General features: G+C 56.9%; 11 protein-coding genes and 1 pseudogene. 5 read left to right on the top strand and 7 right to left on the bottom strand.

The window, feature by feature from the left end:
- Nucleotides 1-20: 20 nt before the first annotated feature.
- Both AABM52_RS17350 and AABM52_RS17355 read right to left on the bottom strand, forming a co-directional pair.
- Nucleotides 21-935, bottom strand: coding sequence for an ROK family protein (locus AABM52_RS17350; RefSeq protein WP_347907144.1), 915 nt, complete (start codon nucleotides 933-935; stop codon nucleotides 21-23).
- Nucleotides 932-2,116 carry an SIS domain-containing protein gene (locus tag AABM52_RS17355; protein WP_347907145.1) on the bottom strand — a complete coding sequence of 395 codons (1,185 nt, stop codon included), beginning with the start codon at nucleotides 2,114-2,116 and terminating at the stop codon, nucleotides 932-934. The genes AABM52_RS17350 and AABM52_RS17355 overlap by 4 nt, the downstream gene beginning before the upstream one ends.
- 71 nt (nucleotides 2,117-2,187) lie before the next feature.
- Here AABM52_RS17355 and AABM52_RS17360 point away from each other — a divergent pair, with 71 nt between their 5' ends.
- The 5 genes and pseudogenes from AABM52_RS17360 (at nucleotide 2,188) to AABM52_RS17380 (ending at nucleotide 9,856) form a co-directional block, all read left to right on the top strand.
- On the top strand, nucleotides 2,188-3,681 hold the full coding sequence (locus AABM52_RS17360; protein ID WP_347907146.1) for an APC family permease: 1,494 nt from the start codon (nucleotides 2,188-2,190) through the stop codon (nucleotides 3,679-3,681).
- A 71-nt stretch (nucleotides 3,682-3,752) separates the two neighbouring features.
- Nucleotides 3,753-5,351 carry a choline dehydrogenase gene (locus AABM52_RS17365; protein ID WP_347907147.1) on the top strand — a complete coding sequence of 533 codons (1,599 nt, stop codon included), beginning with the start codon at nucleotides 3,753-3,755 and terminating at the stop codon, nucleotides 5,349-5,351.
- 88 nt (nucleotides 5,352-5,439) lie between these two features.
- Nucleotides 5,440-7,104 (top strand): glucose-6-phosphate isomerase, encoded by a 1,665-nt coding sequence (pgi, locus tag AABM52_RS17370; protein ID WP_347907148.1) that lies wholly within the window; start codon nucleotides 5,440-5,442, stop codon nucleotides 7,102-7,104.
- 617 nt (nucleotides 7,105-7,721) lie between these two features.
- Nucleotides 7,722-9,152, top strand: a pseudogene (locus AABM52_RS17375) (IS1182 family transposase).
- Between the two features lie 278 nt (nucleotides 9,153-9,430).
- Entirely contained in the window at nucleotides 9,431-9,856 is a 426-nt protein-coding gene (locus AABM52_RS17380; protein ID WP_347907149.1) for a GNAT family N-acetyltransferase, read from the top strand.
- A gap of 304 nt (nucleotides 9,857-10,160) precedes the next feature.
- On the opposite strand, the gene AABM52_RS17385 is transcribed toward AABM52_RS17380, so the two are convergent.
- The 5 genes from AABM52_RS17385 to AABM52_RS17405 all read right to left on the bottom strand — a co-directional run bounded on the left by AABM52_RS17385 (nucleotide 10,161) and on the right by AABM52_RS17405 (nucleotide 16,028).
- Nucleotides 10,161-10,988, bottom strand: coding sequence for a nitrilase-related carbon-nitrogen hydrolase (locus tag AABM52_RS17385; protein ID WP_347907150.1), 828 nt, complete (start codon nucleotides 10,986-10,988; stop codon nucleotides 10,161-10,163).
- 79 nt (nucleotides 10,989-11,067) lie between these two features.
- Nucleotides 11,068-12,285: a M24 family metallopeptidase gene (locus tag AABM52_RS17390; protein WP_347912645.1), complete on the bottom strand. Its 1,218-nt coding sequence runs from the start codon at nucleotides 12,283-12,285 to the stop codon at nucleotides 11,068-11,070.
- A 165-nt stretch (nucleotides 12,286-12,450) separates the two neighbouring features.
- The gene (locus tag AABM52_RS17395) at nucleotides 12,451-13,353 is read right to left on the bottom strand and encodes a polyprenyl synthetase family protein (protein WP_347907151.1); all 903 of its coding nucleotides are present in this window, start codon (nucleotides 13,351-13,353) and stop codon (nucleotides 12,451-12,453) included.
- 16 nt (nucleotides 13,354-13,369) lie between these two features.
- Nucleotides 13,370-14,830, bottom strand: a complete 1,461-nt coding sequence (locus AABM52_RS17400) for an amino acid permease (RefSeq protein WP_347907152.1) — start codon at nucleotides 14,828-14,830, stop codon at nucleotides 13,370-13,372.
- 169 nt (nucleotides 14,831-14,999) lie between these two features.
- Nucleotides 15,000-16,028 (bottom strand): helix-turn-helix transcriptional regulator, encoded by a 1,029-nt coding sequence (locus AABM52_RS17405; RefSeq protein WP_347907153.1) that lies wholly within the window; start codon nucleotides 16,026-16,028, stop codon nucleotides 15,000-15,002.
- Between the last annotated feature and the right edge of the window lie 194 nt (nucleotides 16,029-16,222).

The raw sequence follows: 16,222 nt of genomic DNA on the forward strand, positions 1-16,222 counted from the left end.
CAACGCAAAGGAGCCGACCGTCAAAACAGAAGCGCAGCGCCCATGGCCCCTGCCCCGTCACCCAACGCGGATTTCACAATGCGCGTGCTTAGCTCGAAGCCTTTTGAACGTACCAACGAAGCCTGGACCGCGTCTTCGTATAGCGGAAAAAGCTGCGCCGCACTGCCGCTCAACACCGTCAGATCAGGCCCGTAGAGGGACATCAACGCACCCAGGCCCCGGCCGACCTGATGCCCGTACTGCTGAAACAACCGGGCGATCCGGGAATCGTCCTGACATAGGTCTCTATAGAATCCCAGGTCATGTTGCTCATAGGCGATCCCGGGCACCAACCTTGCCAGTTCGACCTGCAACCAGGTACGTGAAGCCAGGGTTTCCCAGCAACCGAACACACCACAGTAGCAAGGCGTGTCTGAGTTGCTGACGGGAATATGCCCGCCTTCAGGGTGCGCGCCGATTGCCGTTCGCAACGGCTGACCACCGATCAGCAAGGCGACGCCGACACCGGTTCCAAGCGTCACGGCGAGCATTCTGCGACTGCCAATACCGGCCCCCAGATGAAACTCGCCCAAGGCCGCCGTTACCGCATCATTATCGATACGCACCGGCACCTGCAGATGCGCCGACAATTCTGCCACCAGCGGAAATGCGGAAAAGGTCGGGAGCGTGCTGGGATTTTCAATGACTCCAGCCGCGGTATCCACCGGCCCGCTGGCACCAATGCCCAACGACATCAGTGTCTTGTCATTCGGCACAAGTGCGCGGACGTGGCGAGCCAACGCCAACGAGCGCTGGTGGCGCTCGAAGCGTTCGAAGGACGATGTGGGCAGCGTGACAGCGCCGATTTCACGACGATCCTCGAGGATGACCACGCGAATACCGGTGCCGCCGATGTCGACACCGGCCCGAACGCCACCCTCAGCTGCCCCACTCATAGTTTCACCGTGATTTTATTGCCATAGAGGAATTCGCCCGGCACCAGGCCCCGGGCTCGCGCAAAGGTCACTGTAAAGTGCTGAACATACAGAATCCCGGCGATCAGGCGGGTTAATTCATAATGCCCGGCAGTGGGCAACAGTTGGCTCTGAGCGTAAGCCTTTGGCCCGATGGTCACCACCGTCGTGCCGTTGGCGAGCAAATCTTGGGCGAGGGTATCAAGCGTGCTGTCAGTGCCGTCGCCGATCAACACGGCAATCATTCCCGGGCCTGAGGTTTCCAGCGGGCCGTGGCGAAACTCTCCACCCAAATACCCTTCGGCCATGACCTTGCAGGCTTCCTTGAGTATCAATGACCCCGTCATCGCCGTGGCACCGTCTGCGCCTATACCTACCAATGCCAGGCGTGGCTCGGCGTTATCGAAAGCGTGGTCGGTCAACTGTTGAACATGCTGGCGGTTGTTGATCAGGCTCGCCATGTGCTGCCGGAAACCATTCAGTGTCGCCAGTAGCGGTGCTTCACTTTCGCCCCGCAGCGCCAGAGCGATGCGGTATTGCGCGACCAGGGTGTTGATGTAGCTTTTGGAGCTGACCGTCGCCTCGTCTCCGGACTTGAGCGCCACCAAAATATCGCAAGCCTGCGCCAGCGTGCTGTTTTCTGCGTTGGTGACCCCAATTATCGTTTTGGGCCGTTTCGTCCCGGTCAATTGCCCCAGCAGGGAGACGATTTCCCCGCTCATGCCTGACTGCGAAGTCGCCCACAGCAAGGTGCTGGAGGTGATCAGTTGCGGGAAATCCAGCAAGCGTCCCGCATCGATGCGCCACACCGGATAGCCACGGGCAGCCAGGTCGCGCTCGATCGGCAGCGCGGTGTAATCGGAAGACCCCATGCCGGTGAGAATGATGCGGTCATAGGCCGTCAGGTCCAGCTCAGCCAAGGCTGCCGGCAGCTCATAAGCCAGCTGGTCATCCAGCGCGGCAATCTGATCGTTAATATCGAGTTCATAAGGACTGGCAGAAAAAGGCATCAGGAAACTCCAGGATCGATGTGCGTGTTTTTCAATGCTATATGCACGCTTTCGTGCAGTCAATGCACATATACCGCCATAAATCCGATCTATACACCTGATACCGCCGAGCAAATACACGATAAAGGGTATTGACTGCACGTTTTCGCGCATCAATACTCGCAACCTCAGAGGCCCGGTGCGCACTACCGCTCCTCGTACCACAATAAGATGAGGAGATATCGATGAACGACGATCACCCCCACTCGGCGCCGGCCACCGGCTTGCAAAGTAACTCTGTTGGCCTGGTCACCGTGCTGATGCAAAGTATTGCCCAGATCGCCCCCGCTGTCGGCGTGCTCACCACTATTGCATTCAATACCCAGCAAGCAGGGCTCGGTGCGCCTTCGGCGTATATCGCGGCCTTTATCATCGGTTTGATCGTCGCCGTGTCCCTGGCGCAATTGGGCAAGCACTTTCCCTCCGCAGGTGGTTTCTATACCTACGTCAGCGCGACGGTCGGTCCGAGCGCCGGCTTCATGGTCGGCTGGCTCTATTCCTGGATTGTCGCGCTGATTCCCGGTGGCCTCGCAGCCTTTACCGGGTACGTTTTGCAAACTGAAATCAGCAAAAACTATGGGATAGACATACCGTGGCAGTACATCGCGGGTGCGATCCTGCTGGTGGTAGGCTACATCGCCTACAAAGGCATCAAGACCTCCGGAAAGATGCTAACCGTGCTGTCGGTGGTAGAAATGTTGATCGTTGCGGGATTGGCAGTGGGCGGGTTGATATCTCCAGGTGACGGCGGCGTGTCGCTGGCAGGTTTCAATCCGGCCAACAGCACCAGTGCCCATGGTTTTTTCCTCGCGGTGGTGTTGTCTATTTTTGCCTTCACCGGCTGGGAAGGTGCAGCGGCAGTGGCTGAAGAAGCACGCAACCCACGCAAGGTCATCCCGCAAGCAATCATAGGCTCGCTGATTCTGTTGGGTATCTATTACGTGTTCTGTGCCTGGGGCATTCAGACCGGCTGGGGCATTGAGCACCTTGATACGCTGGCCGACTCCAAGGACAGTCCGGCGTTTGCTGTCGCTCACCGGCTTTGGGGCAACGGCTGGATTCTGATTCTGCTGGCGCTGCTTAACTCCGGCATCGCGGTGTGCATCGCCTGCACGGTGGACTCGACGCGCAACTGGTACGCCATGGCCCGCGCGGAAGCGATTCCTGGTTGGTTGAAAAAAATTCACCCCGTGCACCGCACTCCGCACACGGCAATCCTGGCCCAAACGATTCTGGCGTTGATTGTCGGGCTGGTGGGCGGCAGTTTCATGCAACCCGACCAGGCCTTCTTCATGCTGGCGACACTGGCCACCATCATTTACGTGTTCGTCTACTTCATGGGCAACATCGGGGTCGCTCGTTTCTTCACGACCGTCATGCGCAAGGACTTGAATGTCATCGTGCATATCATCTTTCCAATCATCTCAACCATCGCGCTGTTTACCGTTCTTTACTACTCACTCGTGCCGCTACCGGAGCCACCGGTGGGTTATGCACCGATCGCTTTCATCGTGCTGATGGTTCTCGGCTTGTGGCGCCTGATTCACCTCAAGCGCAGCGGCAGCAACACCTGGAAGACGCTGTCCAGGTACGTGGCAGAGAGCGACAGCCGCGCGGACGCTCCGTCGCAACAAACGTCACCCGCAGCGAGCTCACTTTCTGGGGCACGCAAAGTCTGACGCCTTGATTCAAGGCAGCCCCGGCTTCACGGGGCTGTTTCAGCCAAATATGTCTTACCGAGTTACTCAAGATGGTCAATAAGCTTAACGAATTCGATTACGTCATCGTCGGTGCAGGATCGGCAGGCTGTGTCCTGGCCAACCGCCTGACCGAAGACTCCAGCGTCACGGTCTGCTTGATCGAGGCCGGGCCCAGCGATAAAAGCATTTTTATCAAGATGCCCGCCGCCCTGACCTTTCCCATTGAAAGCGATGTATTCAACTGGAAATTTGAGAGCGAACCCGAGCCCGAACTGCATGACCGGGTGATCGGCCAAGCCCGCGGCCGCTGCCTGGGCGGCAGTTCATCGATCAATGGCATGGTCTATGTCCGGGGCAGCGAAAAGGACTATGACAACTGGCGCACGCTGGGTGTCTACGGTTGGGACTTTGCCGATTGCCTGCCTTTCTTCCGCAAGATGGAAAGCTTCGAAAATGGCGCAGACCCTGCGCGCGGTGCGGATGGCCCGATCACCGTGGTGCGCAGCAAGGCTGACCACCCGCTGTATCAATCGTTTCTGGACGCCGGCCAGCAATTCGGTCTGGACGACGCCGGCGACTACAACAGCGGCAATCAGGAAGGCGTGCACGTCACCCAAACCACCATCCGCGATGGCGTGCGTTGCAGTACCAGCCTGGGCTATCTGAAACCGGCGATCCGTCGGCCGAACCTGACCGTTCTGACCAACTGCCTAGTCAAGCGGGTGAACCTGGAAGGCAGTGTCGCCAGCGGTGTCACAGTGCAGCACAAGGGCGAGCAGAAAATCATCCACGCTGCCCGGGAAGTCGTGCTTTGCGCCGGCACCATCGGATCGCCTCATCTACTGATGCTGTCGGGTATCGGCAACCGCGACGATCTGGCCGCCCATGGCGTGATATCCCGCGTGCACTTGCCCGGTGTCGGTTCCGACTTGCAGGATCATGTGGTCGCGCCGTTGCGCTTCAAGTCACCCTCGGGCGTATCCATTTGCAAAGAGTTGAATACCTTCGGTCGATTGAAGCTTGGGGTGCAATGGTCGTTGTTCAAGACAGGCCTGGGGGCAACGCCGTTCTTCGAAGTGGGCTCATTCTTCAAGAGCAGCGACCATGTCGACTACTTCAATATGCAGCATGAGTTCCTGCCCTTCCTGGCGGACTTCCAGTCCGGCAAGGTGCACATCGCCGACGGCTTCCAGTACTTCGTCAGCCAGATGCGCCCGCACAGTCGCGGCAATATCACGCTGCGGTCGGCGGATCCACGCCACAAGCCGGTGATTCGCTTCAACTACCTGACCGATCAGCGGGACGTTACGCAGATGGTCGACGGCATTCGCAAAACCCTGCAAATGGTCGAACAGCCGGCCTGGTCGCGTTATCGCGGCGAATCGGTGGACACGCCCGGGCTCAACGCGACGGACAGCGAACTGGCCGCGTGGTTACGCCAGGTGGCCAACACCGAGCACCATCCTACCAGTACGTGCCGCATGGGTGTGGACGACATGGCTGTCACCGACAGCCAGGGCTGCGTGCATGGCGTGAGTCGCCTGCGAGTGGTCGATGGCTCCATCCTTCCACGCGTGCCAACGGCCAATATCAATGCACCGATCATCATGGTGGCGGAGAAAATTGCCGCCGCAATGTGCGCCCGCTGAAGAGCGGCCCTGCCCAGCCGCGACGTGAAAATCGCGGCCGGGCGTATTGGCGATACCTCGCGACATTTGCATAAGGAAACCCGCAGCGATGGCGTACTACCGCACTCCTCACGACGTGACCACTCTGCCTGCCTGGCAAGCGTTGAATGACCACCGCCAAGCCATGCAGGATTTCAGCATGCGCGAAGCCTTCAATGCCGATCCGCAGCGTTTTACTCAATTCACCCTCAGCAGCTGCGGCCTGTTTCTCGACTATTCGAAAAACCTGATCAACGCCGAGACCCGCAATCTGCTGGTGGGCCTGGCCAACGAAGTCGACCTCAAGGGCGCGATCAAATCGCTGTTCGATGGCGAAATCGTCAACTCTTCCGAAGGTCGTCCGGCCCTGCACACGGCCCTGCGCCGCCCGGTCGGCGACAAGCTGTCGTTCAACGGCGTCAACGTGATGCCCGAAGTGCACAAGGTGCTGAACCAGATCACCGACCTCGTCGGCCGTATCCACGACGGTCTGTGGCGCGGCTACACCGAGAAGCCGATCACCGACGTGGTGAACATCGGCATCGGCGGCTCCTTCCTCGGCCCTGAGCTGGTGTCCGAAGCCTTGCTGTCTTACGCCCAGAAAGGCGTGCGTTGCCATTACCTGGCGAACATCGACGGCAGCGAATTCCACGAACTGGCCATGAAGCTGCGCGCCGAGACCACGCTGTTCATCGTCTCGTCGAAATCCTTCAACACCCTCGAAACCCTGAAGAACGCCCAAGCCGCCCGTGCCTGGTATCTGGCCCAGGGTGGTTCGGAAGCCGAGCTGTATCGCCACTTCATCGCGGTATCGAGCAACAACGCCGCCGCTGTGGCGTTCGGCATCCGCGAAGAAAACATCTTCCCGATGTGGGACTGGGTCGGCGGGCGCTACTCGCTGTGGTCGGCCATCGGTTTGCCGATTGCCCTGGCCATCGGCATGTCGAACTTCAAGGAATTGCTGTCCGGTGCCTACACCATGGACCAGCACTTCCAGAGCGCGCCGTTCGAACAGAACATGCCGGTGCTGCTGGCCTTGCTCGGCGTGTGGTACGGCAACTTCTGGGGCGCGCAAAGCCACGCGATCCTGCCGTACGATCACTACCTGCGTAACATCACCAAGCACCTGCAACAGCTGGACATGGAATCCAACGGCAAGAGCGTGCGCCAGGACGGCAAGCCAGTGTCCACCGACACCGGGCCGGTGATTTGGGGCGGCGTCGGCTGCAACGGTCAGCACGCCTACCACCAGTTGCTGCACCAGGGCACCCAACTGATCCCGGCCGACTTCATCGTGCCGATCGTCAGCTTCAACCCGGTGTCCGACCACCACCAGTGGCTGTACGCCAACTGCCTGTCGCAGAGCCAGGCGCTGATGCTCGGCAAGACCCTGCCCGAGGCCGAAGCCGAACTGCGCGACAAAGGCATGAGCGAAGACGATGTACAGAAACTCGCGCCGCACAAGGTGATCCCGGGCAACCGTCCGAGCAACACCCTGGTGGTCGAGCGCATCAGCCCGCGTCGCCTCGGCGCACTGGTGGCGATGTACGAGCACAAAGTCTTCGTGCAAAGCGTGATATGGGGCATCAATGCCTTCGACCAGTGGGGTGTGGAGCTGGGCAAAGAGCTGGGCAAAGGCGTCTACAACCGCCTGGTCGGCAGCGAAGAAACCCCGGCGGACGATGCCTCGACCCAAGGCCTGATCAACTACTTCCGCGGCCGTCACCGCGGTTGATGCCCATACAGCCCTTATAGGAGCAGTGCTACCGATGATGCGTTTGCCATGCAATATTTAAATTGACCGGCTCAACGCCATCGCCAAAAAGCTCGCTCCTAAAGGCGGTTGGCCAACGTAAAGACGGCCATTGCAGTGGAATCCAACCGCTCCAGCGATGAGCTCCCTAAGCGACAGCCACGGTGAATACGCGAACAATCCACGGAGTCGCGAGTATCGTCTCCGCAGAGATCAGCAACAGATCCTCCGTAACATTTAGCACCGCAACCATCACTTCACCGAGCGGTAGGTTTCTGATCGTGGAGCGGTGGTCTTGGCGATTGTGGGTAGGGACTATCAAGCAAACGCGGGAACGATCTGCATTGTCTCGGCAGATAACCGGCAAGCGTTTGACAATGCAGTCGCGGCTACGACGGCATGCTGAGAGTCAAAATAAAATTCAAACGAGTAACTCTGAGCAGACGTGGGGTTTCACCTCTGCCCTATGCTGCTCGTCGTAGCCGAGCTATGGGGCGATGGCCGCCCTTCGCGACGGGCAGAAAACGGCCCAGAGTGTGTAAAAACGCCTTCGCGAACACTTGCTATGATTTCTGAGGATTTCATCGCAGGGATCGCCCATGAAGCGCTTTATCCAAGGTGAACATCGAGGCCAAGGCACCTTACTTCCCGAGAGCCTCGACGACTACGTCAGCGATACCAATCCGGTGCGCGTAGTCGACGTCTTCGTCGACGAACTCGACCTGGTCAATCTGGGTTTTGAAGGTGCCATTCCAGCCGATACTGGCCGGCCTGCTTACCACCCCGCATTCTTGCTGAAGATCTACATCTACGGCTATCTCAACCGCATCCAGTCGAGCCGACGTTTGGAGCGAGAAGCCCAACGCAACGTCGAGCTGATGTGGTTGACCGGGCGTATGATGCCGGACTTCAAGACCATCGCCAACTTCCGAAAAGACAACAGCAAGGCCATCCGAGGCGTCTGTCGCCAGTTCGTCGTGCTGTGTCAGCAATTGGGACTGTTCGGAGAACATCTGGTCGCCATCGATGGCAGCAAATTCAAAGCAGTCAACAACCGCGACCGCAATTTCACCAGCGCCAAACTGAAGCGGCGAATGGAAGAAATTGAATCGAGCATCAACCGTTACCTGACGGTACTCGATGCTGCCGATCGGCAAGAACCCACAGCTTCCGAGCCAAGTGCCGTGCGGCTGGAAGATAAAATCGCCAAGCTCAAAACTCAAATGAAGGAGCTTCAAGCGATCGAAATCCAGCTCAATGAATCGCCGGATAAACAGGTCTCACTGACCGATCCAGACGCCCGTTCCATGATGACGCGCGGCACAGGAATCGTCGGCTACAACGTGCAGACAGCGGTCGATACGCAGCACCATTTGATCGTTGCACATGAGGTGACCAACGTCGGTTCCGACCGCGATCAACTCAGTTCAATGGCCAAACAGGCCCGCGAGGCCATAGCGTCAGATACGTTGTCGGTGGTGGCAGACCGAGGTTACTTCAAAAGCGAACAAATCCGGGCCTGTCACGATGCAGGCATCACCGCCTATGTGCCCAAGCCGATGACCTCTGGAGCCAAGGCTGACGGGCGTTTCAATAACGATGCCTTCGTCTATGACGCGGCAAAAAAACGAATACATTTGCCCGGCTGGAGAGGCGCTGATCTGGCACTATTCCTACGTTGAAAAAGGCCTGAAGTTGCATCGTTACTGGAGTTCGAAATGCCAGGGTTGCGTGTTGAAGTCGCAATGCACCCCGAGCACGGAACGACGAGTTGGACGCTGGGAGCATGAAGACGTATTGGAGGAGATGCAGCTTCGGCTGAGCAAAGCACCAGAGATGATGCGAGTCCGAAAACGGACGGTTGAGCATCCCTTCGGGACGCTCAAACAATGGATGGGTGCGACGCACTTCCTGGCGCGAAAGCTGGCTGGGGTGAGTACGGAGATGAGCTTGAACGTGCTCGCCTACAACATGAAACGGGTGATGAAATCATGGGTGCTAACGGTTTGATGACGGCACTGTCGGCCTAAAAAGGCTGATGTTGGACCATCCCAGAAGCTGTAAAAACGGCGTTGACGTGTTCCAGGTCGCGACTGATGCGATCCGCGGCATTGACTACGCAATCGCTCAGTCAACGAACGTCGATGATCGAAAGCAATGAGGTCATGAGCGTTTTTACACACTCTGGGCCAGAAGCAGCCGTCCACTCCATCAAGAACACACGATTGATGCATTTACTGATTCACCATGGGGTGACAGAAATGGGCTACCTTATTGACCCATTTACTCGTAGCTCAGGGAGAGCGCCATGTCTGTGGAAATCCAGCTTTCGGAAAATGCGACTGATGCAGAGCGTCTAGGAATTTTGAGTCCATTACTGGCCCATAACCTTTCCAACGGTGGGGACGACGCCCATGAGACATTTGCCCTGTTGCTACGCGACCCTGACAGTAACGAAGTTATAGGCGGGCTGTACGGCAAGGTCTCCTATCAATGGCTGCTCATTGATCTTGTCAGCGTTCCCGAGTCGATGCGTGGCCAAGGTATCGGAGAACGGCTAATGCGCATGGCCGAAGATATCGCCAAGAAAAAGAACTGCACTGGCATCTGGCTGGAGACCTTCAGCTTTCAGGCACCAGGCTTTTATCAAAAACTGGGCTATAGCGAATTCGGACGCCTGGCAGACTATCCACCGGGACATACGCGGCTCTATTTTCAGAAGCTCTTGCGCTGACAACGTTTTGATCTTTGCCCGATTAGCTGCTTCATGGCACACCACAATCGGCTAATTTCAGCCAACGCTGCTATTGGTCGAGAGCGGGCAAAATCCGGGCAACATCAACAGCTCAAAAACGCCCAATCACCAAAAAAAAGAGCGCCTACCCAGCGCCAATTTTTCCTTCGCTGTACGCAGGTTGGCAAACCGGGATCGGGAAACTGGCAGACCCGAAGTTCTCCCGCGTGCTGCATCCCCAAAAACGCTCGCCCATCTGCTGCCGGTTTTATACGTTCGCACGACCCATTGGGCAATTGAATGATTACCCCGGAATGACGCTGACTGTGTTGGCAACGCCGTCTTCGCTAGAGGTCCGTTCGACGCCCAGTGGAGTGGCACGTCGGTCGCGTAAATAGCGATAACTTTTTCGGCTTTCTTCAATCCTCCTGCGGTCCAGCGTGACGCTGACAGGATGTCCGTCGGTGGACTCGACCAACACGTTTCCAAACGGATCAACGGCGACACTCTCGCCAGCAAACGACAGGCCCTTGCCTTCACCAATCCGGTTCACCAGAACGGCAAAACATTGGTTTTCCGTGGCGCGGGTGATCACGGCGCGACGGTGTACCGGGCCGTAGGGGTCCATATTGCCGTCCAGCACCAGGATGAGGTCGGCGTCCAACAGGGCCAGCGAGCGGGCAGTCTCCGGAAACTCGATGTCGTAGCAAATGAGCATGCCCACGCGTAACGAGGCAATTTCACACACCGCGTACTGCGAGCCGGCATCGAAAACGCCCCAGTCCGTATCGGGCCAGAGATGAGTCTTGCGGTATTTGAGAGCAATGCGCCCCGATCCATCGACCAGCAACGCGGTGTTATACGCCCGCCCGTCAGCCACCTCGCAAAAACCGAAAGCGATGGCGGTATTGCTATTGCGTGCCGCCTCCTGAATGAGTCGGATGGGCTTGCCACGGGTCGTCAGCCCAACGGTGCCAATCTCATCCTTGGTTGGAAAACCTGAGAGCGTCGTTTCCGGAAACACGATTAAATCCGTATCGATCGGAGCATTGCGGATCATTGACAGCATGTTGCTCAGGTTGATCTCGAGCTGTGCGTCCGCGATGGGCAGTTGTGCCAGCAAAATGTTCATGGGGGCCTCCATAAAAAAGGGCACCGCACCTGGGTCGATGGGAGCGGTGCCCTGAAACATCAAACAGTGCGACTAGCGATCAGAACCAGAAAACGGGGGTCGTCGTCAGCAACTCGATTCCGGTCCGGGTGACGATAAAGTTCTGCTCCCACCCAACGCTGCCGACACCTTTTCGCGTCATGAAGGACTCCCCGGAGGCGACCATCCCCTCTTCGAAAATATCATCTGCCGTGACCGAGTCCCGGTTGATGATCGGGTGTTCCCACATGGAGCCGTTGCCGTGGCCAAAGTACGGCCATTGCTTGGCGGCCAGATCCTCTTCTTCGGCCACCCGTGCCTGCACACGTTCGGCCTCGCCCACCACGTCGAGCACCCGGGCGCCGTGTTTCACGGAGTTCATCACCGCCTCCGTGATGGCGTAAGAGTCGATCAGCAGCGAGCGCTGCTCCGAGGTGGGCTTGCCGCCGCAGACCAGCGAGCGTCCGGGGTCGAGCCAGTACCCTTGATGCGTGGGCCCATAGATCCAGGTCCTGACCATATCGCCCTTGCTCGGCGCGCCCATGGAATACCCGTACATGGGGTCACGCTCGAAGAACTGACTGTCCTCGTCGTTGCCGAAGTTCACTGGAATCCGCAGCCAGCCTCCCCCGCGACGCGTAAGTTCATAAGCGCCCTCTGCCGCCGCCTCGGCTGCAGTCTTGCCCGCGTAAAGGCTGTCGCACACGCGGTACAAGGCGCTGGAGACCATCTGCCCCGCTTCGCGAAACATGTCCAGCTCTCGCGGGCTCTTGATCCGGCGGCAACGGCGGATCAAGTTATCGTCATACTCGAACTGGATACCCGGCGTCTGTTCCGCGAGCTGCCTGGCGTACTTCATCGGCAGATTATCGGACCCGACGAACACGACGCTGCGATGCGGCTTGCGCGCGTTCAGAGCCTTGGCGACGCTGCTGATCGGGTCGTCACTGAAGAAATAATCGCCGCAGCGCACCATACGACGACGCACTGTCGCCACGTCGGCATGCAGTTCAGGTTTCTTTCCAGGCTCCAATATCACACAGCAGAAACCTCGTGCGTTCCAGATTGGAGAATCCGGTTCCTGGCCAGAGTGTTCCGACCAGAAGTTGGTCAGCCAAAGTGTTTCCATGGCCCGCTCATAATGGCCGGCTGTCTTTCCCCAGACAATGGCCAGCTCATAACCCTGCCGGCGCATTTCATCTTCCACTTTTTTCCAGCGACCCTCATATTCATCCACTGGAAAATAACCGTCAGGGTAATTCATTCTTTCGATTGTCATCACGATTACCTCAATCTTTGTTTTTATACATAAGTGCGCCGAATACTGATCAGCGTTCGAGCGCCGTAGCCGTCATATTCAGCCCATGACGGGAGAATTCAAATACTGCAAATCTGCACTATTGCTATCGTTGTTAAATTAACGAAGGAACGAACGTTCGTATCGCTAGAGATCGCGTTCCACGACAACATGTGCAAGTTGTCGAAGTGCATCGGCTTCCGGGCCAAATGCATCCAGTGCCATTAACGCCCCCAGCTGAAGTTGCCAGGCATAATGCCGCGCCCCCTCCAATCCCAATGAAGAAACAGCGGTGGACTTGTCAGCGTGCTGGTCCACGTGAACCGCTTTCCCCAGGGCAACCCGATCTCCGACGACATCCAGAATGTCGTCGCGCACTTGAAAGGCTCTGCCGATCTGTTCGGCGTATTTTCTCAAGGCCACGAAGCGATTCGTTTCCACGGTTGCTCCACTTGCCATTGCGCCCAGCACGACGCTGGCCTCGATCAATGCGCCGGTTTTCAAACGCTGCATTTCGGCGACTTGCTCCAGAGTCGGTCGGGCACCAGCCAGCACTATGTCGAGAAACTGGCCGCCTGCAAGACCGGCGGGGCCAGCCGCCCTGGCCATGACCGCCACCATTTGCAGCCGAATCCCGGCACTCACCGCTGATGGTTGCGCCAACGATTCGAACGCCAGTGCCTGCAAGGCATCCCCCGCGATCAAGGCCGTACTCTCGCCGTAGGCCACATGCAACGCTGGCTTCCCTCGACGAACGAGCGCGTCGTCCAGTGCCGGAAGATCGTCGTGTATCAAGGAATAGGCGTGCATCAGCTCCACCGCGCAAGCGACACCGTCCGCAGCGTCAAACTGCCCTCCCATGGCTTCACACGCACTGTAAGCGAGCATTGGCCGCAAGCATTTACCCGGTTCAAATACGCCGTAAGTCATGGCGTTATACAGTTTCTCCAGTGAAGGACTGGCGTGTGTCAGTAGTTCCCGTAATCCATTGTCCAGTCGAGCGCGAAGTATCAGATATCTTTCGTTGTCCACGGCTTTATGTATTCGCATCACCGGCTCGCCAGATTTATTCGTTATCCGCGACGGCAGCGCTTAACGTGGAGTGCGTATAAGAAGGTGAGGCCCATTTCGAATAAATAACCCAACCCGCCATCGCCAGGAAAACAATCATGATCGGCACCGCCCAGTTTTCGTACCACGAAAGTTCTGGATAACGAGGCCACGAAATATTGACCGCTTCAAATAGAGTCCAACCGGTTGCCGCGAAGATGGTGGGAATACTCAAGATACCCAGAGAGAACGACCCCTCTCGCCAGTCGCCTTTCAATACGCTTACACACGCCCCCACCAGCGGGAATGCGAAGGCGAGATAGAATCCGGCAATACTGAACGCCAATAACAGCGGATAAATATTGGTAAAAGACAACATGAACAATAGTGCCGATAACCCGCCCGTTAACAGAAAGGCGCGCGTTGGCAATTTGTCGTCCCCACTCAATTGTCGCAGGAAATCCGAGCAGGGAATGGTTCTGTCCCGAGCGAACGCCCAAATGACCCGCGATACCGAAGCCTGAATGCCCAGCATGCACGCTAGAAATCCGATGATGAACAGCACCAGCATGCCCTTGTAAGCGATCTTCCCTAAATGAGTGATCAGCGTCACCGTGACAGGGTCGCTTCCCGCTGGGAACTCCAAGGTGGGCAACGCCAAAATCAGTGAAAACGCTGAGAACGCCACCACCGCGCCAACCGACAGCAGGCAAAACAGCATCGCCTTGGGCACCGCCCTTTCAGGATCTTTGACTTCTTCAGCGACGGCACCGGCGCTTTCAAAACCCACGAATGCCCAACCGCAGTAGGCAATGGCGAGCGCTACTTTCGAAGAGAAAAACCCGGAGATACCTGGTTCCGGCCAGGCAAAGACCTGAGCGTCGGGCATCAGGATGGACAGCGCGTTGACTTTGAATTCCACCAGCAACAGCACGCCGATGCCGACCGAACCGATCACTTCGGCACCAATGCACAGCCAGACGATGGTCGAGAAAATCTTTCGGCCTTGGGTATTACCCCACGTGGCGAATGCGATGAGAAACAGGGCAATCGGCACACTGATCATCTTGTCGGTCGCATCTATGCCGAATAGCTGCGCCACGAATCCCGCGCCGCCAAGGGCTACCGTTGCAATGGTGATCGGCAGTGTGCAGATGTAAGTCCAGCCTGCAAACCAGCCAAAGCGACTGCCGAGCAGGTACTTGGACCACTGATAAATACTGCCCTCATAGGGAAATCTCGATACCAGCATGGCGAAGACCAACGCCACTAACAGTTGCCCTGCCATGGCCACCACCAACCCCCACCAGAAGGCAGGACCGACCGTCACAATGCCGATTCCGAAGATGGAGTAAAGCGCCACAATGGGCGATATGAAGGCAAAGGCCAGGGAGAATGTGGAGGAAAAGTTAAGTTCACGCTGGAGGTGATGACCCTTTTCCTGACAATTGTCCTTGCCAACCGATGTGCTGTTCATGAGCATACTCCCGCCGCTCGCGTAATCCGCGAGTCTTCAAGTTCATATTGTTATCGTTGTAGGCCGGCCGCTGAATGACCGTTGTTGCGGGGATGCGTGCCGAGCCTTGAAGGCGATGTTAGCGCTCGTCACCGACTGTACCAATAGTGCTAATCTGCACTAGCCACCGTTATGACTGCCCGAACATGTGCATCATGAACAAAGAAAATATTTCCCGTTCACTGGTGATGTCGAGCTTGGCGTACAAGCGCTGTTTATAATTTCTGACCGTCCCCAGACTAAGATCCAGTTTTTCTGCAATCACGGGCATCGAATACCCGCGCAAGGTTTTTTCGACCAGTTGTCGCTCGCGCGGGCTGAGGTGATAAGTATCATAGAATTTTTCGAAGAACTCTTTTACATCCGTTTGTATATACCCTTCACTTTTCTGCTCGAGAAATACTGCTCTGACACTCGTAGCAGAAGCGGATACATTCCTGGAATATTCCCAGTGGGCAATCAAGCCCTCAACATGAACTGCGATCAGTTCAGGCTGACTCAATATGAATTCCAACGTTTCGTTTCCGAAGGCATGACCGGCCAAGGCGTGCCAGGCGGGGTTTTGGTAGATGATCCTGTTATCACCGCCTAACGTGAGAACGCCGACCTTTCCATTCCCAAACAGGGCGCCGAGACCCTCCAGAAACTCCGTTCGCATGTGCGCGGCATGCGCAGCGACGATGATCGGGTACAGGGCTGTGAAAAAGGCGATTTCATCCTCATTGAACAGGGTGTACTCGCGATCGAAACAGAACCCCAGATAACCCCCACCGATGACAGGCAGTATCAGCGTCAGCTCGTCCAGAATCTGCCCCGACTTGAATATTTCATCGTAATAATCATTGGAATCATCCTCGTTTTGCATGAGGGAAAACGTGACCACAGAGGGCACACGATCTTCAGTCACTAACCGAAGCAGAGGGTCGATCCTGTAGAGGTGACTCATGTATTGCTCAACCGCCTCGTGGCTCAAAGACGTGTTGACAATGAACTCGGGGGCAGAAAACCTGCTGTACTTGATAGCCAGCCAACGCTCACAGTCAATATATTGTCCCAGCGTCTCCAGCACGATGGCATAAAAGCCCTGATGCCCCACAGCATCGACAACCGCCGCTATTGCTGCTGCCACACGCTTGTGATCACGGAAGACTTCATTCATGGGATCTCCGATTTTGCAAATGCCTTATCGCTTCAAGCATAGCCCTTTCACAGTGCCGCATGCCCACCAAACAATGCACATAACCGATGGCTCCAGCACGATACATCGATGGTATTTTTTGAAAAATTATCGGGCAATACAGTATCCACCTGTGGTGATAAAGAAAGGCGTCAGCTAACGACAATCAACCACGC

Origin of the sequence: Pseudomonas grandcourensis (genome assembly GCF_039909015.1) — a bacterium.
GTDB classification, from domain to species: Bacteria; Pseudomonadota; Gammaproteobacteria; order Pseudomonadales; family Pseudomonadaceae; genus Aquipseudomonas; species Aquipseudomonas grandcourensis.

Coding starts and splice junctions, on each gene's coding strand:
- AABM52_RS17400 (WP_347907152.1), bottom strand. CDS start 14,830: ATGAACAGCACATCGGTTGGCAAGGACAATTGTCAGGAAAAGGGTCAT.
- AABM52_RS17385 (WP_347907150.1), bottom strand. CDS start 10,988: ATGAACATTTTGCTGGCACAACTGCCCATCGCGGACGCACAGCTCGAG.
- AABM52_RS17380 (WP_347907149.1), top strand. CDS start 9,431: ATGTCTGTGGAAATCCAGCTTTCGGAAAATGCGACTGATGCAGAGCGT.
- AABM52_RS17360 (WP_347907146.1), top strand. CDS start 2,188: ATGAACGACGATCACCCCCACTCGGCGCCGGCCACCGGCTTGCAAAGT.
- AABM52_RS17365 (WP_347907147.1), top strand. CDS start 3,753: ATGGTCAATAAGCTTAACGAATTCGATTACGTCATCGTCGGTGCAGGA.
- AABM52_RS17350 (WP_347907144.1), bottom strand. CDS start 935: ATGAGTGGGGCAGCTGAGGGTGGCGTTCGGGCCGGTGTCGACATCGGC.
- AABM52_RS17395 (WP_347907151.1), bottom strand. CDS start 13,353: ATGCGAATACATAAAGCCGTGGACAACGAAAGATATCTGATACTTCGC.
- AABM52_RS17390 (WP_347912645.1), bottom strand. CDS start 12,285: ATGACAATCGAAAGAATGAATTACCCTGACGGTTATTTTCCAGTGGAT.
- AABM52_RS17405 (WP_347907153.1), bottom strand. CDS start 16,028: ATGAATGAAGTCTTCCGTGATCACAAGCGTGTGGCAGCAGCAATAGCG.
- pgi (WP_347907148.1), top strand. CDS start 5,440: ATGGCGTACTACCGCACTCCTCACGACGTGACCACTCTGCCTGCCTGG.
- AABM52_RS17355 (WP_347907145.1), bottom strand. CDS start 2,116: ATGCGCGAAAACGTGCAGTCAATACCCTTTATCGTGTATTTGCTCGGC.